Annotated in this window: 16 protein-coding genes; 8 read left to right on the forward strand and 8 right to left on the reverse strand. The window is 69.8% G+C overall.

Annotation, left to right across the window (positions count from 1 at the left end; genetic code table 11):
- Window positions 1-49: 49 nt before the first annotated feature.
- Window positions 50-553, forward strand: a complete 504-nt coding sequence (locus ATK36_RS23215) for a hotdog fold domain-containing protein (protein WP_098513422.1) — start codon at window positions 50-52, stop codon at window positions 551-553.
- On the opposite strand, the gene rfbC is transcribed toward ATK36_RS23215, so the two are convergent.
- Entirely contained in the window at window positions 520-1131 is a 612-nt protein-coding gene (gene rfbC, locus ATK36_RS23220) for a dTDP-4-dehydrorhamnose 3,5-epimerase (protein WP_098513423.1), read from the reverse strand. The genes ATK36_RS23215 and rfbC overlap by 34 nt on opposite strands.
- Before the next feature lie 450 nt (window positions 1132-1581).
- Between rfbC and ATK36_RS23225 the strand changes: the two genes are divergently transcribed.
- Window positions 1582-2769 (forward strand): NAD(P)-dependent malic enzyme, encoded by a 1188-nt coding sequence (locus tag ATK36_RS23225; RefSeq protein ID WP_098513424.1) that lies wholly within the window; start codon window positions 1582-1584, stop codon window positions 2767-2769.
- A 193-nt stretch (window positions 2770-2962) separates the two neighbouring features.
- Here the strand turns inward: ATK36_RS23225 and ATK36_RS23230 are convergent, their stop codons facing one another.
- Both ATK36_RS23230 and ATK36_RS23235 read right to left on the reverse strand, forming a co-directional pair.
- Window positions 2963-4216, reverse strand: coding sequence for an ATP-binding protein (locus ATK36_RS23230; RefSeq protein ID WP_211291937.1), 1254 nt, complete (start codon window positions 4214-4216; stop codon window positions 2963-2965).
- A 143-nt stretch (window positions 4217-4359) separates the two neighbouring features.
- Entirely contained in the window at window positions 4360-5784 is a 1425-nt protein-coding gene (locus ATK36_RS23235) for a bis-aminopropyl spermidine synthase family protein (protein WP_098513425.1), read from the reverse strand.
- A gap of 97 nt (window positions 5785-5881) precedes the next feature.
- Between ATK36_RS23235 and ATK36_RS23240 the strand changes: the two genes are divergently transcribed.
- From ATK36_RS23240 to ATK36_RS23255, 4 genes are read left to right on the forward strand one after another with little or no spacing between them, the layout of a single operon-like run.
- Window positions 5882-6970, forward strand: coding sequence for an ABC transporter ATP-binding protein (locus ATK36_RS23240; RefSeq protein WP_098513426.1), 1089 nt, complete (start codon window positions 5882-5884; stop codon window positions 6968-6970).
- Entirely contained in the window at window positions 6970-7665 is a 696-nt protein-coding gene (locus ATK36_RS23245) for an ABC transporter permease (protein ID WP_098513427.1), read from the forward strand. The genes ATK36_RS23240 and ATK36_RS23245 overlap by 1 nt, the downstream gene beginning before the upstream one ends.
- The gene (locus ATK36_RS23250; RefSeq protein WP_098513428.1) at window positions 7662-8366 is read left to right on the forward strand and encodes an ABC transporter permease; all 705 of its coding nucleotides are present in this window, start codon (window positions 7662-7664) and stop codon (window positions 8364-8366) included. The genes ATK36_RS23245 and ATK36_RS23250 overlap by 4 nt, the downstream gene beginning before the upstream one ends.
- On the forward strand, window positions 8363-9253 hold the full coding sequence (locus ATK36_RS23255) for an ABC transporter substrate-binding protein (RefSeq protein ID WP_098513429.1): 891 nt from the start codon (window positions 8363-8365) through the stop codon (window positions 9251-9253). The genes ATK36_RS23250 and ATK36_RS23255 overlap by 4 nt, the downstream gene beginning before the upstream one ends.
- Before the next feature lie 77 nt (window positions 9254-9330).
- Here the strand turns inward: ATK36_RS23255 and ATK36_RS23260 are convergent, their stop codons facing one another.
- On the reverse strand, window positions 9331-9858 hold the full coding sequence (locus ATK36_RS23260) for a GNAT family N-acetyltransferase (protein ID WP_098513430.1): 528 nt from the start codon (window positions 9856-9858) through the stop codon (window positions 9331-9333).
- A 258-nt stretch (window positions 9859-10116) separates the two neighbouring features.
- Window positions 10117-13818, reverse strand: coding sequence for a multifunctional oxoglutarate decarboxylase/oxoglutarate dehydrogenase thiamine pyrophosphate-binding subunit/dihydrolipoyllysine-residue succinyltransferase subunit (locus ATK36_RS23265; RefSeq protein ID WP_098513431.1), 3702 nt, complete (start codon window positions 13816-13818; stop codon window positions 10117-10119).
- A gap of 250 nt (window positions 13819-14068) precedes the next feature.
- On the opposite strand from ATK36_RS23265, the gene ATK36_RS23270 reads away from it, so the two are divergent.
- Window positions 14069-14461 (forward strand): hypothetical protein, encoded by a 393-nt coding sequence (locus ATK36_RS23270; RefSeq protein WP_245915030.1) that lies wholly within the window; start codon window positions 14069-14071, stop codon window positions 14459-14461.
- 7 nt (window positions 14462-14468) lie between these two features.
- Here ATK36_RS23270 and ATK36_RS23275 read toward each other — a convergent pair whose 3' ends face one another.
- Together ATK36_RS23275 and ald are read right to left on the reverse strand one after the other, a co-directional pair.
- On the reverse strand, window positions 14469-18224 hold the full coding sequence (locus tag ATK36_RS23275) for an ABC transporter ATP-binding protein (protein WP_098513432.1): 3756 nt from the start codon (window positions 18222-18224) through the stop codon (window positions 14469-14471).
- Window positions 18225-18659: 435 nt separating this feature from the next.
- Window positions 18660-19775 carry an alanine dehydrogenase gene (gene ald, locus ATK36_RS23280; protein ID WP_098513433.1) on the reverse strand — a complete coding sequence of 372 codons (1116 nt, stop codon included), beginning with the start codon at window positions 19773-19775 and terminating at the stop codon, window positions 18660-18662.
- Between the two features lie 187 nt (window positions 19776-19962).
- On the opposite strand from ald, the gene ATK36_RS23285 reads away from it, so the two are divergent.
- Window positions 19963-20904 carry a zinc-binding dehydrogenase gene (locus tag ATK36_RS23285; RefSeq protein ID WP_098513434.1) on the forward strand — a complete coding sequence of 314 codons (942 nt, stop codon included), beginning with the start codon at window positions 19963-19965 and terminating at the stop codon, window positions 20902-20904.
- Window positions 20905-20916: 12 nt separating this feature from the next.
- On the opposite strand, the gene ATK36_RS23290 is transcribed toward ATK36_RS23285, so the two are convergent.
- Window positions 20917-22485, reverse strand: coding sequence for a PucR family transcriptional regulator (locus tag ATK36_RS23290; RefSeq protein WP_098513435.1), 1569 nt, complete (start codon window positions 22483-22485; stop codon window positions 20917-20919).
- Window positions 22486-22635 lie beyond the last annotated feature (150 nt).

Genomic DNA, 22635 nt, shown 5'->3' on the forward strand with positions numbered 1-22635 from the left:
CGGCGGGTTAGCCTGCCTACTGGCGAGTAGTAACGAGCTGGAGGTGGGGATGGTGGCGCTCTCGACGTACTCGCTGTGGCGTGGACTGGCCGGAAAACCCGGTGGTAAGCAGCTGTTTTCCGCCGCGATGTGCCTGCGCGTGCCCTACTTCGGCACGGTGCTGCCCACTGTCCGGGAGCTGCGTCCGGGCCACTGTTCGGTGACCGCGCCGAAGTGGTGGGGTGTGCACAACCACATCCGTACTTTTCCTGCGATCGCCGCGGGCAATTTCGCCGAAATCGCGATGGGCATGCTGGCCGAGGCGACCGTCCCGGACTCCCATGGATGGCTGCCCAAGGGGATGGCAGTGAGGTATCTCGCGAAAGCCGGGTCCGGGCTGCGGGCGATCGCCGAACTGCCGGAGATTCCACCCTTCGGTGCGGACGGATTCGATCTTCCGGTTCCGGTGCGGATTCTCGACTCGCATGGCGACATGGTGGTCACCGCCACGATCACGATCTGGGTGACTCCGCGCGAGCGTCAGCTCGGGTTCGCCGAGCGCAGCTTCTCGTAGTAAGCGGTGCAGTCCGCGTATGAGGGCAGCAGGCCCTGTTCCCGAGCCTCCGCGAGGGTCGGCGCGCCGCGGTCCTTTTCGGACACAACGGGCGACAGCTGCTGGGGCCACGGCAGCCCGAGCGCCGGGTCGAGCGGGTTGATCCCGTGCTCGGCCGACGGGTTGTACGGCTCCGAACAGAGGTAGGCCATCACCGTGTCGTCGGTGAGGGCCACAAACGCGTGGCCGAGACCTTCGGCGAGGTAGACGGCGTTGAACTCGCGCGCGTCGAGGCGGACCGCATCCCAGCGGCCGAACGTCGGGGAGCCGACGCGCAGGTCCACCACCACGTCCAGGAGTTCACCCGCCGGACAGTAGATGTACTTGGCCTGACCGGGGGGCGTGTCCGCGAAGTGCACCCCGCGGATGACCCCGCGGCGGGAGACGCTGTGGTTGGTCTGGCCGATCCGCAGCGGGTGCCCGGTGGCCCGCCGCAGCGCCTCCTCCTGGAACGGCGCGACGAACAGCCCGCGCTCGTCCGGGAAAACGCGCGGGGAGAACGCGTAGGCGTCGGCGATCTCGAGGGGGCGGAAGTCCATGGGCTCACCTTATCGAGTGCTTTCCGGTACGGGCTCGTCGCGGTCGGTGGGGCTGAATCGGTTCCGCAGCCGGGAAAATCCCCTTCCCAAACCGGACGGACGTCTTGGGAATGGCCGGTTTTCCCCGGTCCGGCCGGGGAATCTGTGACGTGAACCGCACCGAGGGTTCGGGACCGTGGCGGCGCCTGTCATGATTGGCGGACCGCAGCGTCCGCGGCCTTTCGCCTTACCCCAGGGATCGGATGGCCGCTACGACGCCTCGCCGACAGACCGGCGCTACCGCGCTGGGCTGCCGTACGGAGGACTAGTTCCACCGGGGACGGGTGCGCCTTCGCCCGTGCGCGGTGGTCCCCCGCTCGCAGTCCCAGGAGTATCAGCATGACCCAGATCCACCCCCCGAGTTCCGTGGTCCGCCGCCGGCGGGCGCCGGAGACGACGTCAGGAAACCCGATGACCGAGCAAGCGGGCAGCGCCACCGTCGCCCCGGTGACCGATTCCGAGATCTTCGCCGGGCACGAGGGCGGCAAGCTCTCGGTGGCGGCCACCCGGCCGATCGCCGACCAGCGGGATCTCTCGATCGCCTACACGCCCGGCGTGGCGAAGGTGAGCCGGGCGATCGCCGAGGACGCGGTGCAGGCCAAGCGCTACACCTGGGCCGACCGGCTGGTCGCGGTGGTCAGCGACGGTACCGCGGTGCTCGGCCTCGGGGACATCGGCGCGAGCGCCTCGCTGCCGGTGATGGAGGGCAAGTCGGTGCTGTTCAAGACCTTCGGCGGGCTCGACTCGATCCCGCTGGTGCTGGACACCACGGACGTGGACGAGATCGTGCAGACGCTGGTCCGGCTGCGCCCGTCGTTCGGCGCGGTCAACCTGGAGGACGTCTCCGCGCCGCGCTGCTTCGAGCTGGAGGACAAGCTCAAGGAGGCGCTCGACTGCCCGGTCATGCACGACGACCAGCACGGCACCGCGATCGTCACGCTCGCCGCGCTGCGCGGGGCGAACCTGGTGCTCGACCGGGACATCGCCGGGGAGCGCGTGGTCATCTCCGGTGCGGGCGCGGCCGGAGTGGCCTGCGCCCGGATCCTGATCGCCGCCGGCGCGGGCGACGTGACCGTGCTCGATTCGCGCGGCATCGTGCACGTCGGCCGGGAGGGCCTGAACCCGGTCAAGCAGCAGCTCGCGGAGATCACCAACCGCGCCGGGCTCACCGGCGGCATCGCCGAGGCGATGCGGGGTGCCGACGTCTTCCTCGGCCTGTCCAGCTCCACGGTGGACCCGGAACTGCTCGCCACCATGGCCGCCGGCCCGATCGTGTTCGCACTGTCCAATCCGGACCCGGAGATCCACCCGGACGCGGCGGCCCGGTACGCGGCCATCGTGGCCACCGGACGCAGCGACTTCCCCAACCAGATCAACAACGTGCTGGCCTTCCCCGGCGTGTTCCGCGGCGCGCTGGACGCCGGCGCCCGGGCGATCACGGAGAACATGAAGCTGGCGGCCGCGGACGCGATCGTCGCGGTGGCCTCCGACGACCTCGGCCCGGACCGCATCGTGCCGAGCCCGCTCGACCCGCGCGTGGCACCGGAAGTGGCCGCCGCGGTCGCCAAGGCGGCCGAGGCGGACGGCGTCACGGGCTGAGACGGTTCGTCGGCAGGGGCTTCCCGGGGCGGTTGACCGGGGAGCCCCTGTTTTTGTGCCGGGGTGTTACTAATCCGACCCATTAGCAGGCCGACCCCACCCGGCACGTAACCGTTGCTACGAAGCCATTAGGCCGTGACTGTGGTCGGATTGGTAATGATCGGCACGGTACGGCGAGGAATGGCTCGGCGGGTCAGCCGGCAAGCTGCCACAGCGCGCTGATCGGCACGGCGCGCAGTTTCGGGCCGAACGGCAGGGTTTCCGTCCCGGTATGCAACACGTAACCGGCCAGGAAGTCGCTGCCGAGTCGTTGCTCGAGGTGCCGGATTCCGCGAAAGTCCCGGGAACTCACCGTCGTGGCCGCTTTGACCTCGATGGCGATGACCTGGCCCCGCCGATTCTCGAGTACCGCGTCGACCTCCACCTTGTCCTTGGTGCGGTAGTGGTAGAGCTCGGCCCGGGTCTGCGACCAGGTCAGCTGACGGGCCAGCTCCATCAGTACGAAACCCTCGAGCAGCGCGCCGAACTCACCACCCGGCCGGACCAGCGCGGCGGGCTCCGCCTGGATCAGGTCCGCGGCGATTCCGGTGTCCACAAAGGCCACTTTGGGGGTGTCGACCGCCCGCGCGCTGAGATTGCGGGACCAGGCCGGGATGCGCTTGATGAGGAAGACCTCCTCGAAGAGCCCGAGGTACCGCTGGGCGGTGTGGTGACTCAGCCCGGCGGCGTTGCCGAGTGCGGTCGGGACCAGCAGACCGGCGTTGCGGGCCGCGACGAGCCGCAGCAGCGTGCGTAACTGGGAGAACCGCTCGATTTCGCCGAGCTGACGGACATCCCGCTCGACCAGATCGTTGAGATAGGACTGGAAGAAGCGTGCTCTTCGCTGAGGTACCGTCCGGCGTACGGCTTCAGGGAAACCGCCCCGTACCGCCCGCTCGGCGTAGTCCTGCCGGCGGAGTTCGGATCGGTGGTGCACGTCCGGCCCCAGCGCGAAAGCGGCATCGACGAACTCGTCGCGGGTGCCGTCGATCTCTCCCTGGGAGAGCGGCCACAGTTCGATGGTCTCGCTCCGGCCCGGCAGGGTGTCCGGCAGGCCGCGCAGTGCGAGCACCTGGGACGACCCGGTGAGCAGGAACCGGCCGGGCCGCGGATCCAGGTCGACCTTCGCCTTGATCGGGAGGAAGAGCTGTGCGGCACGCTGGATCTCGTCGATGATCATCAGCCGGTCGAAATCGACGAAGCCGCTGGGGTCGGCGATCGCTGCTTCGAGATCTTGCGGGAGGTCGAGGTTGCGGACCTCGGCTACGCGGGCCTGCGCGGTGAGCCGGGCGAGGGTGCTTTTGCCGACTTGGCGAGCGCCGTTGACCAGGACTACGCGCGTGTCGGACAGGGCCTCCGTCACCGCGTCGAGGGCATGTCGCGCGAAGAGCTCGGGCACACTGGTCACTTCGGCATTTTAGCAGTTCAGAGGCGTTGACTTCCAGATAGTCGCCCGGGTGGCTTCCGAAAAGTCGCTGGACTGCCTTCCAGATGGTCGCCGCATTGCCTTCCGAAAAGTCGCACCTCTGACCGCCCGGAAGTCGCGGTCGGTCAGCCGGGCAGGAGGGCCGCCAGCCGGTGTCGCGGGACGTCGACGAGGCGGAGGTCGGCCAGGTCCGGTGGGGCGTCCAGGACGGCGTTCGCCAGGCGGGCGTGGGCGCGGGTCAGCAGGTCGGAGGGGTGGTCGGTCAGGTCCGCGACGACGACGGCGTGGCGGTTGTCCGGGGTGCTGCGCAGCAGGCTGAGGCGGTACTTCGGGGAGACCAGCGCGGTCAGCGCGGCTTGCGCGGCCGCGTCGGTGAGGTCGGGGTGGTTGTTCGGGAGCAGCAGGGCCAGCCGGCGGGCGTTGGTGCCGAGCAGGGTGCGCAGCAGCCACGGGCCGGGGTCCGCGGTGAGGTCCATCGCGATCGCGTCGCCTTCCGGGCCTGAGGTGGCCCAGCCGACGGGGCGGGTTTCCAGTGCGAGACCGCCTTCGGAGGCGATTTCGCGGACTGCGCGCACCAGTGCCGGTTTGGTTCCGGTGGCTTCCACCGACTGCGGGCCGTGCGTGTAGATCGCGGAGCTTCCCTTGCGTACGCCGGATTTCTTCGCCTTCGCGGTCGGCTGGCAGACATAGAGATCGGCTTTGGCGCCGATAGCCTGCGCGCCGGTGTAGCGGTTGAAGTCCGGCAGGATCGCCTCGAAGGTCAGGCCGAGGGTGGCGAGCGCGCGTTGCACCTGCGCACCCAGCGCCGGATGCCGCGGGCTGTATCCGTACGCGAGCAGGATTCGCCCGATCGTCGGTTCCCGCAACGCTTGCACCGCCCGCGCGGCGAACAGTCCCATGCCCTCCGGTGTGTACGGCGGATCGCTGAACACCAGATCCGCCTTGCCGGTGACCGCGGGCGGCAGCCCGACCCGCAGGTCGGTGTGCACCGTCCGCACTTCGCGTGCACTTGTTTCGTCCAGGTACGACAACACGCGCTCGTCGAGATCCACCACGGTCAGCCGGGCCTGTGGGCACACCGCGCGCACGGCCAGCGACGTCAAGTCATGATCGCCGAGGAAAAGTACTTCGCTGCGACGTAAGTCGTACCGGGCGTTCAGCCACAACGCGCGGCGTAGGACCGTCTCCGGCGTCGCCTGCACGTGATCCAGCGCAGCCAGCGGCGGCGGGACCGCAGCGATCCGCTCGGCCAGCTCGGTCAGCAGCTCCGGCCGTGCGGCCACGGCGGCGTCGAGTGGGTCGGGCAGCTCCGGCAACGCATAGGTCTCGTACGCGTCGCGGGCGTGCGGGGCGATCCCTACGCCGGAGGGAGAACGCTCCAGATCCTCGGCCAGTGCGGCCAGCACGTCTTCCACGCTCCGCCGCGGTGCGCCGGTCAGCCGGATCAGGTCGGCGAGTTCGTGCGAACCGCCGCGCAACAGGGCGAGCACTTGGTACAGCGGGCGGACCGCGGCACCGTGCGCGGCGAGAACGTCGTCGAGAGCGGTCACAGGTACCGAGAGTAGTAGTCCGCTCCGCGGGACATGCTGCCAAGGCCTGTCGATTCGGCTAACGTCGGATCCTGCATCCGATGGTGGGGAGAAGTCTGTGACAATCGAATTTCGCGACGTCACCAAGCGGTATCCGGATGGCACAGTAGCGGTCGACGGGCTCTCCCTGACCGTGGAGGACGGCACCATCACGGTGTTCGTCGGCCCCTCCGGCTGCGGCAAGACGACCTCGCTGCGCATGATCAACCGGATGGTCGAGCCCACCTCGGGCAGCGTCCTGCTCGACGGCGAGGACGTCAGCGCGGGCGACCCGGCGGTTCTGCGCCGCGGGATCGGCTACGTGATCCAGCACGCCGGGCTCTTTCCACACCGGACAGTGCTGGACAACATCGCCACCGTGCCGCTGCTGTCGGGCTGGGACAAGCGCAAGGCCCGGGCCCGGGCGGCCGAGCTGCTGGAGACCGTGGGCCTGCCCACCGGGCTCGGCAAGCGTTATCCGGCGCAGCTGTCGGGCGGGCAGCAGCAGCGGGTCGGCGTGGCCCGCGCGCTCGCCGCGGACTCCCCGGTGCTGCTGATGGACGAACCGTTCTCCGCGGTCGACCCGGTGGTCCGGGAGGGGTTGCAGGACGAGCTGCTGCGGCTGCATTCCCAGCTGGGCAAGACCATCGTGTTCGTCACGCACGACATCGACGAGGCGGTCCGGCTCGGGGACAAGGTCGCGGTGCTGCGGGTGGGCGGGAAGCTCGCCCAGTACGGCACTCCGGCCGAGGTGCTGCGGCATCCGGTGGACGATTTCGTCGCCTCCTTCGTCGGCCGCGACCGGGGCTACCGCGGGCTGTCCTTCCTGCCGGCGACCGGGGTACAGGTCTCCCCGGTCAACACCGTCGAGCTGGGCAGCACCGTGACCGGCCCGTCGGAAGGCTGGCAGCTGGTGGTGAACGAGGACAAACAGCCACGCGGCTGGCTACCGCCGGGCTCCACAGTGGACGGTCCGCTGGCGGAGACCGATCTGGTGGCGGGCGGTTCGCTCTACCTCGAGGGCACGCCGATCCGCGGCGCGCTGGACGCCGCGCTGTCCTCGCCGGCCAGCCTCGGCGTGGTGGTGGACGAGGATCTTCGCGTGCTCGGCACGGTGCTGGCGCACCAGGTGCTGGACGTGATCGAGGCTTCCCCGCAGGGGTCCTGATGGGCGGCTTCTTCGGCGATCTCGGCCGGTACCTGTCCAGCGTGCACAATCGCGACGATCTCCTCGGCGATCTCGGCCAGAACGTCTACCTCGCGCTGGTGCCGCTGGCGCTGGGCATCGTGCTGGCGATCCTGCTCGGCTGGCTGGGGCACCACAACCGGGCCACGCGCTCGGTGCTGCTGGTGGTGTCGAACCTGCTGTACACGATCCCTTCGCTGGCGCTGTTCGTGGTGATCCCGGGCCTCATCGGCTCCCGGATCCTGGACCCTGTCAACGTGATCGTCGCGCTCACGATCTACAGCACGGCGCTGCTGGTGCGGCCGGTGCTGGACGCGCTCGACGCGGTGCCGCCGCACATCGTCGCGGCCGCCACCGCGATCGGCTACCGCGGGCCGCGCCGGTTCCTGGCCGTGGAGCTGCCGCTTTCGGTGCCGGTGCTGGCCGCGGGCGTACGGGTGGCCTCGGTGAGCAACATCAGCCTGGTGAGCGTCGGCGCGCTGATCGGCACCGGCGGGCTGGGCCGGCTGTTCACCGACGGGTTCCAGCGCGAGTACTTCCCGCCGATCGTGATCGGTATCGTGTTGACCATGGTGCTGGCGCTCGTCGTGGACCTGCTGCTGGTGCTGCTGCGGAATTTGCTCACCCCCTGGGAACGCGCGGGCCGGACCACGGCCGCAGCGGAGGTGGCCGGATGATCGGCGATGTCTTCGGCTGGTTCACCACAGCCGCGAACTGGCAGGGTCCCGACGGCATCGGGGCGCGGCTGGGTGAGCATGTGGGCTACGTGCTGCTCTCCCTCGTCATCGCGCTCGTGATCGCCATTCCGGTGGGGCTGTTCGTGGGCCACACCGGCCGCGGCGGGGTCGCGCTGGTCAGCATCGGCAACGCCGTCCGCGCGCTGCCCACGCTGGGGCTCATCACCTTCTTGTTCTTGCTGTTCACCGAGAGCACCACGGCCACCGTGATCGGGCTGGTGGTGCTGGCGATCCCGCCGGTGCTCGCGGGGACCTACGCCGGGCTGCAGTCGGCGGAGCACGAGGTGGTGGATGCCGCGCAGGGCATCGGCATGACCGGCTGGCAGCGGCTGTGGCAGGTGGAGGTGCCGATCGCGCTTCCGCTGGTGCTCGGCGGGATCCGCAACGCGGTGCTGCAACTGGTGGCGACCGCGGCGGTGGCCGCCTACGTCGGGCTGGGCGGGCTCGGCCGGTTCCTGCTCGACGGACTGGCCATTTTGGACTACACCGAGGTCGTCGCGGGCGCGATTCTCACCGCCCTGCTGGCGATCGCGTTCGATCTGGTGCTCGGCGCAGTGCAGCGGGCACTGGTGCCGAAGGGGGTTCGGCTGGCCGCCAAGGCGGCGTCCGGCCGGGCAGTGGCCGTGGGAGGTACGGCGTGAAGCGGTTCGGTGTTCTCGTGGCGGGCCTGGCCCTGCTGCTTTCGGCCTGCGGTAATCCGCTCGCCGGCGGCGGCGAGGGCGGGGCCGGCGGCGATATCATCATCGGCGCCTCCGATGTCGGGGAAAGCCTGCTGCTGGCCCAGATCTACGCCGGGACGCTGCGTAACGCCGGTGCGGAGAACGTGACCGTGCGCCCGCCGGTGGGCAGCCGCGAGGTGGTGGTCAAGGCGCTGCAGGACAAATCGCTGTCGCTGGTGCCGGACTACAGCGGGAACCTGTTGCGGTACTTCGACAAGGACACCCCGGCGACGACCTCGGCCGAGGTCTACGCGCAGCTGAAGCAGAAGCTGCCCGCCGGGTTCGAGGTGCTTGAGCAGGCCCCGGCCGAGGACAAGGACCTGCTGGTGGTGGGCAAGCAGCTGGCCGATTCCGGGGTCCGGACCTTCTCCCAGCTCGGCCCGCGCTGCAAGGACCTGGTGATGGGTGGTCCGGGCCAGTGGAGCAGCCGGTGGAAGGACCGGATCAAGCAGCTCTACGGCTGCGAGTTCAAGGAGATCCGCACCACCGACACCGGCGGCCCGGTCACCGTGGCCGCTTTGCGCTCCGGTGACGTCCAGGTGGCCGATCTGTTCAGTACCTCGGCCACCATCGCGGCGAACGGCTTCGTCCCGTTGGAGGACGACAAGCACATGTTCCCGGCGCAGAACATCGTGCCACTGGTCGCGAAGGGCGTGCTCAACGAGCGCGAGACGGCCGCGTTGAACCGGGTGTCCGCCGCGTTGACCACCGAGGAGCTGATCCAGCTGAACGTCGAGTTCACCGGGGAGAAGCGCAATCCGCAGGACATCGCGGACGATTTCCTCGCGCGTAACGGGCTGAAGTCCTAGCGCCTTACCGCAGCGCCAAGGGCTGTGAAGGGGCCCTTCACGGACTCAGAATCCGTGAAGGGGCCCTTCACGGATTCTCAGAGCCGGTCGAAAGCCGGTGCGTAGCGGAATGCGCCGTGGTTCTCCGGGCGGTATGCGGCCAGCGGGAGCGCCTGGAAGTACGGCGCCCACTCGGCGACCGGCGGCGTGATGCCCAGCGTGCCGGCCAGGACGAAGCCGAACCGGGAGTAGTACTCGGGGCTGCCCAGCAGCATGACGAGCTGATAGCCGAGGGCATTCGCGGCGCCGACTGTCGCATGCACCAGCGCTGCGCCCGCCCCGGTGCGCTGGTGCTCGGGCAGCACGCCGAGCGGGCCAAAGCCGATCGCGGACTTCGCGTCGTCGCCGATCCGGCCGGGGCTGCTGCAGGCGTGGCCGATTACTTGCCCTTCGCGTACGGCGACCAGAGACAGCTCGGGGAGCAGATCGCCGTCCGCGCGCAACTCGTCGACGAGCCGCGCTTCCGGCAGCTCCCCGGTCACGCCCGGGTTGTGCGGTGTGAACGCGGCGTTGTGCAGTGCGTGAATCGCGGCTGCGTCGTCCACGGCCGCCGAACGGATCAGCATAGGTGCCATTCTTGCGGTTCCGCCGGGGGAAAGCTGTGAAGGGTCCTTCACGGACACAGAGTCCAGGGTCCTGGCAAAGTTTGGCCGAGGGCCCGTGATCAGCAGACAGAGCCGTGGCTGCCCGACCGGTTTCGGGTCCGTGAAGGGACCCTTCACAGCCCTCCACACCTGCGCAGGGCCCTCCGCACCGACTTTGCCGACACCCTGGACGCAGAGTCCGTGAAGGGTCCCTTCACAGCTTTGATCACTCGAAATGGGTTACTCGAAGGCCTTGGCGATCAGGGCCTTCTGCTCGACCTCGTGCACCTTCGACGAACCGGCCGACGGCGCGGCCATCGGGCGGCGGGCCACCACGTCGAGCCCGGCGAAGACCTCCGGGAGCTTGCGCGGCAGGTTGAGACCGAAGAACGGCCAGCCGCCCTGGTTTTCCGGCTCCTCCTGGACCCAGGTGATCTGCCGGGAGTTCGCGTAACGCTCGATCGCGGCCAGGAGCTTCTTCTTCGGCAGCGGGTAGTACTGCTCGATGCGGACGATCGCGACGTCGTCCACCCCGAGCTTCTCCCGCTCGGCGATCAGCTCCCAGTACAGCTTGCCCGAGGTCAGCAGGACCTTGCGGACCTTGCCGGGGTCGATCTCGGCGTCGTCGATCACGGACATGAACCGGCTCTGCCCGGTGAAGTCCTCGACGGCGGAGGTGGCGGCCTTGTTGCGCAGCATCGACTTCGGGGTGAAGACGATCAGCGGGCGCTGGATGCCGTCGAGCGCGTGGCGGCGCAGCAGGTGGAAGTAGTTCGCCGGGGTGGAGGGCACGGCGACGGTCATCGAGGCTTCCGCGCACAGGGACAGGAAACGCTCGATGCGGCCGGAGGTGTGGTCCGGGCCCTGGCCTTCGTGGCCGTGCGGGAGCAGGAGCACGACGTCGGAACGCTGGCCCCATTTGGCTTCGCCGGAGGAGATGTATTCGTCGATGACGCTTTGGGCGCCGTTGACGAAGTCGCCGAACTGGGCTTCCCACATGACCAGGGATTCGGTGTTGGCCACGGAATAGCCGTATTCGAAACCGACCGCGGCGTATTCGGACAGCGCGGAGTCGTAGATCATCACGCGGCCCTGCTCGTCGGAGAGGTGCTGCAGCGGCGAGTATTCCTGGCCGGTGCGGCGGTCGATGTAGACCGAGTGGCGCTGGGTAAAGGTGCCGCGGCGGGAGTCCTGGCCGGACAGGCGGACCAGTTTGCCTTCCAGCGCAAGCGTGCCGAAGGCGAGCAGTTCGCCGAAGGCCCAGTCGACGCCGCCTTCGCGGGACATCTTGTGCCGGCGTTCCATGACGGGCTTGACGCGCGGGTGCGGGGTGAAGCCCTCCGGCACGTTGAGGAAGGCGTCGCCGATGTGCTCGACGACTTCCTGCGACACGGCGGTGGCGACCTTGGCCGGGATCTGCTGCTCTTCCTCGACCGAGGGGCTGGCCTTCGCCGGGTGCTTCTCCAGCTCGCGGACCTCGTTGAAGACGTGTTCGAGCTGGCTGGAGAAGTCGCGCAGGGCGGCTTCGGCCTCTTCGACGGAGATGTCGCCCCGGCCGATGAGGGACTCGGTGTAGGTCTTGCGGACCGAGCGCTTGGTGTCGATGATGTCGTACATCGCCGGCTGCGTCATCGACGGGTCGTCGCCCTCGTTGTGCCCGCGGCGGCGGTAGCAGATGAGGTCGATGACGACGTCCTTGTGGAACGCCTGCCGGTATTCGACGGCCAGCTTGGCCACCCAGTGCGCCGCCTCCGGGTCGTCGCCGTTGACGTGGAAGATCGGCGAGCCGATCATCTTCGCCACGTCGGTGGCGTACTGCGACGAACGCGAGTGCTCCGGCGCAGTGGTGAAGCCGACCTGGTTGTTGACGATCACGTGCACGGTGCCGCCGGTGCGGTATCCGCGCAGCAGCGCGAGGTTCAGCGTCTCGGCCACGACACCCTGCCCGGCGAACGCGGCGTCGCCGTGCATCAGCACGGGCAGGACGGAGTAGCCCCCGGTGACACTGTCGCCCTTGTCGAGGATGTCCTGCTTGGCGCGGACGATGCCTTCCAGGACCGGGTCGACGGTCTCCAGGTGCGAGGGGTTCGCGGTGAGCGACACCTTGGTCTCGCCGTCGCCGAACATGCGGAAGTACTTGCCCTCGGCGCCGAGGTGGTACTTCACGTCGCCGGAACCGTGGGCCTGGCCGGGGTCGAGGTTGCCCTCGAACTCCTGGAAGATCTGGCTGATCGGCTTGCCGACGATGTTGGCCAGCACGTTCAGCCTGCCGCGGTGCGGCATGCCGATGACGACCTCGTCGAGCTCGTGCTCGGCGGCCTTGTCCAGGATGGTGTCCAGCAGCGGGATCGCGGTTTCGCCGCCTTCGAGGGAGAACCGCTTCTGCCCGACGTACTTGGTCTGCAGGAAGGTTTCGAAGGCCTCGGCCGCGTTGAGCTTGGACAGCACGTACTTCTGCACCGCGGGGTCGGGCTTGGCGTGCGGGATCTCCACCCGCTCCTGGATCCAGCGCCGCTCCTCGGGGTCGAGGATGTGGGTGTACTCGATGCCGACGGTGCGGCAGTAGGAGTTGCGCAGCACGCCCAGGATGTCGCGCAGCTTCATGGTCTCTTCGCCGGCGAATCCGCCGACCGGGAACTCCCGGTCCAGGTCCCACAGGGTCAGGTTGTGCGAGAGCACGTCCAGGTCGTGGTGGCTGCGCTGGCGGTAGTTCAGCGGGTCGGTGTCGGCCATCAGGTGCCCGCGCATGCGGAACGCCTCGATCAGCTCGATCACCCGCGCGGTCTTGTCGACCGGGCCGTCCGGGATGTCGGCGACCCAGCGGATCGGCTCGTAGGGCAGGCGCAGGCTGGTGAAGACGTCGTCGTAGAAGCCGTCCTCGCCCAGCAGCAGCTCGTGGATCCGCTTGAGGTACTCGCCGGACTCGGCGCCCTGGATGATCCGGTGGTCGTAGGTCGAGGTCAGCGTCATGATCTTGCTGACCGCGAGGTCGACCAGGGTCTTCTCGCTGGTGCCCTCGAACGCGGCCGGGTACTGCATGGCGCCGACGCCGATGATCGCGCCCTGCCCGGCCTGCAGCCGCGGCACCGAGTGGTTGGTGCCGATACCGCCCGGGTTGGTCAGCGAGATGGTGGTGCCGGAGAAGTCGTCCGCGGTGAGCTTGTTGGTGCGGGCCTTCTTGATGATGTCCTCGTAGGCCTGCCAGAACTGCATGAACGTCATGTCCTCGACGCCCTTGACCGAGGCCACGACCAGCGTGCGCGCGCCGTCCTTGCCCTTCATGTCGATCGCGAGGCCGAAGTTCACGTGCTCCGGAGTGACCGCGAACGGCTTCCCGTCGACCAGCTGGTAGTGCCGGTTCATGTTCGGGAAGTCCTTCAGCGCCCGGACCATCGCATAGCCGATGAGGTGGGTGAAGGAGATCTTCCCGCCGCGGGTGCGCTTGAGGTGGTTGTTGATGACGATCCGGTTGTCCGCCATCAGTTTCGCCGGTACGGCACGGACACTGGTCGCGGTCGGCACGGACAGCGACGCGTCCATGTTCTTCGCGATCGCGGCCGCGGCACCACGGAGCTGCTTCGACTCCGGCTCGACCTTCTTCGCGGCCGTGGCGGGCGCGGCCTTCGCGGGCTTCGGCGCCTGGGCCTTGGCGGGCGCGGGCTTGGCGGGTTCGGCGGTCGCCGGGGCCTTCGCCGGGGCAGGCTGGGACGCGGGGGTCTTCGCCTCGGTTGCGTGTCCGTTTTCGCCGCTCGCCGCGCTATCGGCCGCGGCGGGCCGGGCGGCGTCGGCCTTCGCCTGCGGCGACTGCGTCGGCTTGAAATCCGCGAAGAAGTCGTGCCAGGCGGCATCGACTGAGGAGGGGTCCGCAAGGAACTGGTCGTACATTTCCTCGACCAGCCACTCGTTGGGGCCGAACTGTGACGCAGGGCTGCTGCTGGACACGGCTTGGGCTCGCCTCTATCCGTCTCGATCTTGTCTGTGCTAATGCGCCTACCAGGCTAACCCCCTCCGTGACTGCCGTGTGATGGAACTGCCCTGTGTGAGGCCTGGCGCACTAGGGGATCGGTCACTGACTCGATCAAGTGTTCCCGGTCGCGCCGCCGGAGCGCACTGATCGCTCCTGGACATGGCCTCTTCGGGCAACGTTGGTGCCGGGTTGGCCGCACGTGCGCACCAAGTTCACTGGCCGGCGGTGCACTCCGTCGGTGGAGGATGCGGCCTGTCGTTCGCCTGCTCGTTCAGGGGCGCCCGGGCCGGTGCCGCCCGGCACGGTGCCTCCCCGGCCGACGAGGTGGTGTGCGCGATGTGGCTGATCGAATGTCCCTCGTTCTGGGACGAAGGCCTGATCCGCCCGCTCGTGACGGAGAACGGCGCGGTCGTGCTGATGTGCGACACCTGCTCCGTGGTCTGGCACACCCCGGCCGGGATCGAGGAGTTCGAGCATGTGGAGCCGGCCGCGCCGGATTGGTCCATCGGCCCGGGTACCCACGTCCGGCCCGGTACGACCCGCTGGGCCGATCCCGCCGACGTGACCACGGCCGGCTGGGGGGACCTTCGCTGGCGGGAACTGCCTTACGCGGGTTGATCGTCGCTCAGCCCAGCGCCCACAGGCGGGCATAGGGACCGCCGGCGCTGAGGAGGTCCTCGTGAGTGCCTTGTTCGGCGATGCGCCCGTGGTCGAGTACCACGATGCGGTCGGCTTTCGCGGCGGTGGCCAGGCGGTGTGCGACGACGAAGGTGGTGCGGCGCCGGGACAAGCTTTCGGTGGCGCGGAGCACGGTGGCTTCGGTCGCGGGGTCCAGGGCGGCGGTGGCTTCGTCCAGCAGCAGGACGTCCGGGTCGACCAATTCCGCTCTGGCCAGGGCGACGAGTTGCCGTTGCCCGGCGGACAAGGAGCGGCCGCGTTCGCCGACCGGCTGGTGGAAGCCGGCGGGTAGCGCGGCCACGCCCTCCAACGCGCCGACGGTGCGTACGGCGGCTTCGACCTCGGCATCGCTCGCGTCGGGGCGGCCGTAGCGGACGTTGTCGGCGACGGTGCCGGAGAACAGGTGCGCCTCCTGGGGGACGACGCCCATTCGCGCCCGCAGGCCGGGTAAGTCGTACTCGCGGACATCTACGCCGTCGATCAGTACGGCACCGTCGGTGGCGTCGTAATAGCGCGCGACCAACTTGACGGCGGTGGACTTCCCGGCACCCGTGGCGCCGACCAACGCGACAGTCTCACCAGGGGCTACGTCGAGCGAAAGCCGTTCCAGCGCGGGCGTGCCGGCACCGGCGTAGGAGAACCCGACGTCCTTGAACCGCACTTCGCCGGACAGGTGGGCGGGCAGCGTGACCGGCTTCTCGGCAGTCGGCACGGAGGTCGGCGTACGCAGCAGGTCGCTGATCCGGCTGAGGCCGACTCGCGCCTGCTGGTAGCCGTCGAATACCGACGACAGCTGCTGGATCGGCGCGAAGAACTGCTGGAGGTAGAGAAGGAACCCGAGCAGGACGCCGGCCTCCAGCGTGCCCGCGGCGACGCGGTGCGCGCCGACCACCAGCACCGTGGTCGTCGCCAGGTCCGACAGCAGCGATACGAGCGGGAAGTACGTCGCGACGTACCGCTGTGCGCGCAGCCGTGAGCGTCGGTACTCGTCGCTGCGCGAAGCGAACGCGGCGGCCGAGCGCTCTTCGCGGGTGTACGCCTGGGCCACGCGCAGGCCGCTGACGTTCTCCTGCATGTCGGCGTTGACGACGCTGACCTTTTCGCGCGCTTCGCTGTACGCGCGCGAAGCGGCCCGCCGGAATACGAGCGTGGCGACGAGGAGCAGGGGGAGCATGGCGAGCGCGTATGCGGCCAGCGCGACATCGGTGACCAACAGTGCAACGGCGATGCCCACGAGCGTCAGCGCGCTCACCACCGCGGTGGCCAGGCCGGTCTGCAGGAAGGTGGACAGCGCGTCGACGTCCGTGGTCATCCGGGTCATGATCTTCCCGGACAGCTCGCGCTCGTAGTAGTCGAGCCCCAGCCGCTGCAGATGCGCGTAACTACGTACGCGAAGCGAGTACAGCACGGTCTCACCGACTCGCGCGGTGAGCTTGGTCTGCCCGTGCACCACGAACCAGTCCGCGGCGACGACCAGCGCGCCCACCGCGGCCAGCGTCCACACCACGCCCGCGGCGCCGGGCAGCACGCCGTGGTCGACTCCTCGCTGGTACAGCGCGGGCAGCGCGAGCGAAGCCAGCGCGTCGGCCGCGACGAGCGCGATCACCCCGATCAGTGGCCACCGCACCGGCCGCAGCAGCCGCCCGAGCCGGAAGCCGGGATCGGGTGTCGTAGCGTCCACTTCGGACAGTCGTGGCCGGTCCACCGCGGGCGGCAGCTTCCGTACGCCCTCCAGCAGCTCCGGAGTCGGCGGCACGTCCGCTCCCGCTCCGGCGAACCCCGATCCGCCGCTTTCCGGGCCACCACGTGCGTGCGCGGCTTCGCCGAGCGCGTCGACTTCGTCGGTCTCGCCGACATCCGGCCACAGCTCGGGGGTACGCCCGTCTGCGCCCCGTGTGAGCACGCTGTGCCGATGTGGTTCCTCCGCGTCGTTGCCCGGCCCGGTGACCAGCTCACGGAACAGCGGGCACCGCGCTTGCAGCTCGGCCTCGGTGCCCACGTCGACCACCCGGCCCTGGTCGAGCACCGCGATCCGGTCGGCCAACTGCAGGGTGGAGCGACGGTGCGCGACGAGCAATGTGGTGCGCGCCGCGGTGACCGCGCGCAGGGTCTCGTGGATGGCGGCCTCGGTGACGGTGTCGATCGCGGACGTCGCGTCGTCGAGGATGAGCACGCGGGGGTCGGTCAGCAGCGCGCGGGCGAGGCCGAGCCGCTGACGCTGCCCTCCGGACAGCGTGAGCCCGCGTTCGCCGACTTCGGTGGCGTACCCCTCGGGCAGCTCGCGGATGAACTCGTCGGCTTCGGCGGCCCGGGCCGCGGCGAAGACCTCCTCGTCGCTCGCATCCGGTCGCCCGTAGGCGATGTTGTCGCGGATCGAGGAGGAGAACAGGAACGCCTCTTCGAAAACCACGCCGATGGACTGCCGCAGTTGCTTGAGCGGCACGTCCCGCACGTCCACTCCGCCGACCCGCGCCGAACCGTCGTGCACGTCGTAGAACCTGGGCAGCAGCAAGGAAATCGTGGACTTGCCGGACCCCGCCGTGCCGACCAGGGCGAGCGTCTCACCCGGCTGCGCGGTGAGCGTGAGCCCGTCGAGCACCGGATCGCTGCGCGTGTACCCGAACCGGACGTCGGACAGCTCCACCCCGAGCGGCCCTTCGGGCAACGGCCGCGCGTCCGGGCTGTCCGCGACCTCGGGTTGCGCGTCGATCAGCTCGTACACCCGCTCCGCACCCGCGCGCGTCAGCTGCGCCTGTACGACCAGACTGGACAACATCCGCGCCGGCCCGATCAAGGTGGCCAGGTAGGTCGCGAAGGCGAGGAAGGTCCCGAGGCTGATCTGGCCGTTCAACGCAAGCATGCCGCCGATGGCCAGCACCGCCACTTGCCCGGCCGCGGGCAACGCCGAAGTGGTCGCAGTGGGCAGGGCGGACAGCCTCGCCGCGCGAAGCCGCTCGGCGAACAGCTTCCGCGCCGTACGCTCCAGCCGGGACACCTCGCGCGCTTCCTGCCCGAAGCCCTTCACGACGCGTACGCCGGTGACGGTCTCCTCTACCTGCTGCGCGACGTCAGCCGCCCGCTGTTGCGCCGACCAGGTGGCCGGGAACAGCCGCCGTCTGCTCAACGTCACCACGATCCCGACCGCGGGCGCCACGATCAACGCGATCACCGTCAGCAGCGGCGACATCCACAGCATCGCGCCGAGCGACAGCACCGCGAAGATCACCGACCCGGCCGACAACGGCACCTGCATGAGCAACCCGGTGACGAGCTGCAGGTCCGAGATCGCCCGCGAGACCACTTGCCCGGTGCGCAATGCGTCCTGCTTGCCGCCATCGAGCCGGGACACCGCGTTGAACACCTGATTGCGCAGATCGTGTTGCACGTCCAGCGCGAGCCGGCCGCCCACGTACCGGCGCAGGAACGCCGAACCGAACGCGACCACCTGCAAGGCGACCAGCGCGATCGCGATCCCGGTCAGCTGCGCGGTGTGCCCGTCCACCGCGCCGTCCACCGCCGAGCGCACCAGCAGCGGGCTCGCGGCCTGCACGCCGACGCTGAGGATCGCCGCCGTCATGGCCAGCACGACCACGCCGCGGTGCTGCCAGCATGCGGCGGAGAGGCGGCGCACCCAGCCGGTGGGCCGGGGCGCCGTCCCGGAAACCGGACGGTCTTGACGCGCAGGCGTCGCTGTGGTGCTCACGTCACAAACCTAGGGACCAGGACCGACAATTTATTCCCGGACGCCCGCCGCGCCGGCCCGGTAGTGCCTGCCGCAGTGGGCCGGACGAGCGATGTTCATCACCGGCCGGGGAGTTCCCGCCGTTGCCACGCAGGTCTGACAACTACGCCTGACGACGTGTTTTGCCCGGCATGTGCAGAAAGAGCACCGGTAGTTGGCCCTCGGGGCAGGAAAACGCAGCCGGACGGATGTGCCCCCCGGGGAGGCGCGGCGGCACGTTATTACCTAAGCTGGTACTTGGCGGCCCGCTCCCAGTGACCCCCAGGCTGGTTGAGCGGGTCGCCCCTTTTGTCCGGGGATCCGCTGCCCCGCATCCGAGTGCGAAACCGCGAAGGGCCACTGCGTAGTGCAGAGGCCCTTCGCGTCGCCAGATGGTTTCGTGGTCGGGAAAGCGGGTCAGGAAAGGACGGTCTCCAGTGCCGTGTGCGGCAGATCGTGCGCGGCCGCGACCGGTGCGTTGGTCAGCGCGCCGTGGTGCGTGTTGAGGCCGAGGGCCAGCGCCGGGTCCGCGGACAGTGCGGCTTGCCAGCCGTGGTCGGCCAGTTGCACGGCGTAGGGCAGGGTCACGTTCGTGAGGCCGTACGTCGACGTACGGGGCACCGCGCCGGGCATGTTCGCGACGCAGTAGAACACCGACTCGTGCACGCGGTAGGTCGGGTCGTCGTGCGTCGTCGGCCGAGAGTCGGCGAAGCAGCCGCCTTGGTCGATAGCGATGTCCACCAGCACGCTGCCCGGCTTCATGCGGGACACCAGGTCGTTCGACACCAGCTTCGGCGCCTTCGCGCCGGGCACCAGCACCGCGCCGACGACCAGGTCGGCTTCCAGCACGGCTTCTTCGACCGAGAGCCGGTTGGAGGTCACCGTGCGGATCCGGCCGCCGAAGTCGTTGTCGATCTGGCGAAGCCGGTCCACGTTGGTGTCCAGGATCTCCACGTCCGAGCCGAGGCCCAGCGCCACCCGTGCGGCGTTGAGGCCGGCCACGCCGCCACCGATCACCACAACGCGCGCCGGGTGTACGCCCGGGATACCGCCGGGCAGCACGCCACGGCCACCGCTCGGCTTCATCAGCGCGAAGGCGCCCACCTGCGGCGCCAGCCGTCCCGCGACCTCCGACATCGGGGCCAGCAGGGGCAGCGCGCCGTTCGGCTTTTGTACGGTCTCGTACGCGATTGCGGTGGTGCCCGAGGACAGCAGCGCGTCGGTCAGCGGCCGGTCCGCGGCGATGTGCAGGTACGTGAACAGCACCAGGTCCTTGCGCAGCCGCGGGTACTCGTCGGCGATCGGCTCCTTGACCTTGAGCACGAGTTCGCCCTCGGACCAGGTCTCCTCCGCCGTGGCCAGCACCTTCGCGCCCGCGGCGACGTACTCCTCGTCGGTGATCGAGGAACCGGCGCCGGCCTGGGTCTCGACGAAGACGTCGTGTCCGCGGCCGACCAGTTCGTGCACGCCGGCCGGGGTCAGCGCGACCCGGTACTCGTGCCTCTTGATCTCACGGGGAACGGCGATACGCACGGCGGCCTCCTGGGGGCTTGGTTCGAGGTGCTGCCACTCACGGTGATACACCCGGACAGCGGTGTCATCGTGTTCCGATCACAGTTTTCAGGGCATTTCGTAGTGCTCGCGAAACAAAGCCCTTGACTTCGAGCGCGCTCGAGGTAGTTCGCTGTCCCGCGGCGGTGACGAGGCGGAAGGGCGGGATATGCGCGCGGTGTGGCTGAGGGAGTTCGGCGGGCCCGGAGTGCTGGTCGCGGGGGAGGCCCCGGATCCGGTGCCCGGTCCGGGGCAGGTGCTGATCGAGGTGGCGTTCGCGAACATCACGTTCGTGGAGACCCAGTTCCGGGCCACCGGATCCGGACCGTACGCGGTGGAGCTGCCGATGGTCCCCGGCAACGGCGTCGGCGGCGTGATCAGCCGCATCGGCGCGGACGTGGACCCGGCGCTGGTCGGCCGCCGGGTGGTCACCTCCACCGGCGGTCGCGGCGGGTATGCCCAGCGGGCCGTGGCCGACGCGACGCTGGTGTTCCCGGTGCCCGACGCGCTGAGCCTCGACGTCGCGGTAGCCCTGCTCGCCGACGGCCGCACCGCGACCGGCCTGATGCATGCGACGGACGTACGCGCGGGTGATCGCGTACTGGTCGAAGCTGCCGCCGGTGGTGTGGGCAGCCTGCTGGTGCAGCTGGCGAAGGCGGCGGGCGCGGAGGTGGTGGCCGCCGCCGGTGGCCCGGCGAAGGCTGCTCAGGCCCGCGACCTCGGCGCCGACCTGGCGGTCGACTACACCGATCCCGGTTGGCCGGTCGTTGCCGGGCCGGTCGACGTGGTCTTCGACGGTGTCGGCGGTCCGGTCGGCACGGCCGCGTTCACTCTGCTCCGTCCTGGCGGCCGGATGGCGATCTACGGACTCTCCAGCGGATCGTGGGCGGAAGTGTCCGAAGAGGACGCTCAGGCCCGGGACGTGACGCTGGTTCGTTCCATCGGTGACGCGAAAGCGTTGCGCGGGTTCACCGAGGCCGCGCTCGAAGCGGCCGCGGCGGGCGTGCTCAGCCCGGTGATCGGCCAGCGGTTCCCGCTGGAACGTGCGGCCGACGCGCATGCGGCGATCGAATCCCGTGGCACAGTGGGAAAAACCTTGCTAATCGCGTGAACAAGGCCCGGGTCAGCTCCAGCGGAGCGCGACCAGCTGGGTGAGCAGCGCCAGCCGGACGTCCGGGTCCTCCAGATCGAGCGGCACCTGGTCGAGAAGCCGTTTCATCCGGTACCGCAAGGTGTTCGGGTGAATACGCAGCTGTTGCGCGGCCGCTCGCGGGTCGCCGGGGTGGCGGAGCCATTCGTAAAGCGTGTCGACGTACCCCGTCCTGCTTGCCTCGTCGTGTTCCTGCAGGACGCCGAGCGGACCGAGTTCGGCGACGCGCGCGGCTGCGGCTCCGGTCGCCGCGCGGTGCAGGACCAGGGCGGTCCACACCTCGTCGTACGCGACCACACGGCTTTCGACCAATCCGGCGCGCAGCAGGCCGATCGCCTCATCCGCCTGGGCGCGTGAAACCGCCAGCGCGGCAACGGTTCCGGGCGCGCCCGCAGCCGCTCGGGGCACTCCGCCACGGCGAGACGCCGGCTGTGCGCGCAGTGCGTCGCGCAATTCGGGCCAGCCGCCGGGGCCGGCACGGTCGGGGACGACGGCGTACAGCAGCCCGCCCAGCTCCGTCGCGGGTGGGCGGCGGCCGACGCCCTGGGAGATCCGTTCCAGCAAGGCCAGCTGGAGTCCTTCGGCGTCCCGGCCGTCGCCGCCGGTCACCTCGATGACCACGACTCGGTGCGGTTCGTCGGACAGGTCCAGCTCGGCGACCGCGCGACGCGGTGCGGCACGGCCTTCCAGCACCGCCCGCAGCAGCTCGGCGGACGCCCGGCGCTGCGCGTCCGTGTGCGCTCGCCGCCGCAGCAGATGCAGTGCGACGACCGGGGCGGAGTCCGCGAACGCCGCGGCGCGCTCCTCCGGCACCGGGCCGGTCACCACCGCCCACATCGACCCCAGCAGCTCGCCGCCCATCCGGATCGGCACGATCAGCCGCGGGAGCGTGCCGTCGCGCTGGGCAGGCACGAAGATCGTCTGCCGTCCGCGCGAAAGCTCCCGGAACACTCCGCGGGAACGGAACCGGGCGAGCACGTCGTCCGGGATGCGGCGGCCCATGATCGTGGCCACCCGAGCCGGGTCGGTGAGATCCTGGCGGGCGGAGTAGGCGAGCACCCGCGAGTTGGTGTCCTCGATGGTCACCGGCGCGTCCACCACCGAGGCGACCGCGTCGGCGAGCCGGAACAGGTCGCCGGAGCCCGGATCACTGCCCTCTTCGAGTGATTCGGATTCGTCGGCCAGCGCGTCGAGGACCGTGCGCAGCAACCACACGAGCTGCGCCCACGAGGTCGCCGCGTGCACCTGGATCAGCGCTATCCCGGCCGCTTTCGCCGCCCGCCGCACCGGCTGCTTCGCGGCCAGCGGCGGCTTCAGCAGCACGGCCGCGGCCCCCTGCGCGGCGCTCACCCGGACGAGTTCGACCGCGTCCGCCGGCTCCGCGGTGGCCACGCCCAGCACCAGATCCCCGGCGGCAAGCCCGGACGGGGCACCCGGTTCGGCGATCACCACGTCACCGACTGCGGGGCAGTCCTCGGGTAGCTGCAGCGCGTGCAGCAACGTCGGCCCGACCCGGTCCACCACACTGCGCACCGAGACCACTGCCACCTCCGTCTTTCCCGCTCAACGGTAGAAGACCGCGGCCGCTGCGCCACTCGCGGGACACCCCAACCGGTTGTGCCACCCGATTACCGGCTTCTCCCAGCTCCTGGGAACAGTAGGGTGGGACGGTCCGCGCGGTTAGCGTCGTGG

The organism is Amycolatopsis sulphurea (assembly GCF_002564045.1).
In the GTDB taxonomy this organism is placed as follows: Bacteria; Actinomycetota; Actinomycetes; order Mycobacteriales; family Pseudonocardiaceae; genus Amycolatopsis; species Amycolatopsis sulphurea.

Coding starts and splice junctions, on each gene's coding strand:
- ATK36_RS23215 (WP_098513422.1), top strand. CDS start 50: ATGGTGGCGCTCTCGACGTACTCGCTGTGGCGTGGACTGGCCGGAAAA.
- rfbC (WP_098513423.1), bottom strand. CDS start 1,131: ATGGACTTCCGCCCCCTCGAGATCGCCGACGCCTACGCGTTCTCCCCG.
- ATK36_RS23225 (WP_098513424.1), top strand. CDS start 1,582: ATGACCGAGCAAGCGGGCAGCGCCACCGTCGCCCCGGTGACCGATTCC.
- ATK36_RS23245 (WP_098513427.1), top strand. CDS start 6,970: ATGGGCGGCTTCTTCGGCGATCTCGGCCGGTACCTGTCCAGCGTGCAC.
- ATK36_RS23250 (WP_098513428.1), top strand. CDS start 7,662: ATGATCGGCGATGTCTTCGGCTGGTTCACCACAGCCGCGAACTGGCAG.
- ATK36_RS23260 (WP_098513430.1), bottom strand. CDS start 9,858: ATGCTGATCCGTTCGGCGGCCGTGGACGACGCAGCCGCGATTCACGCA.
- ATK36_RS23285 (WP_098513434.1), top strand. CDS start 19,963: ATGCGCGCGGTGTGGCTGAGGGAGTTCGGCGGGCCCGGAGTGCTGGTC.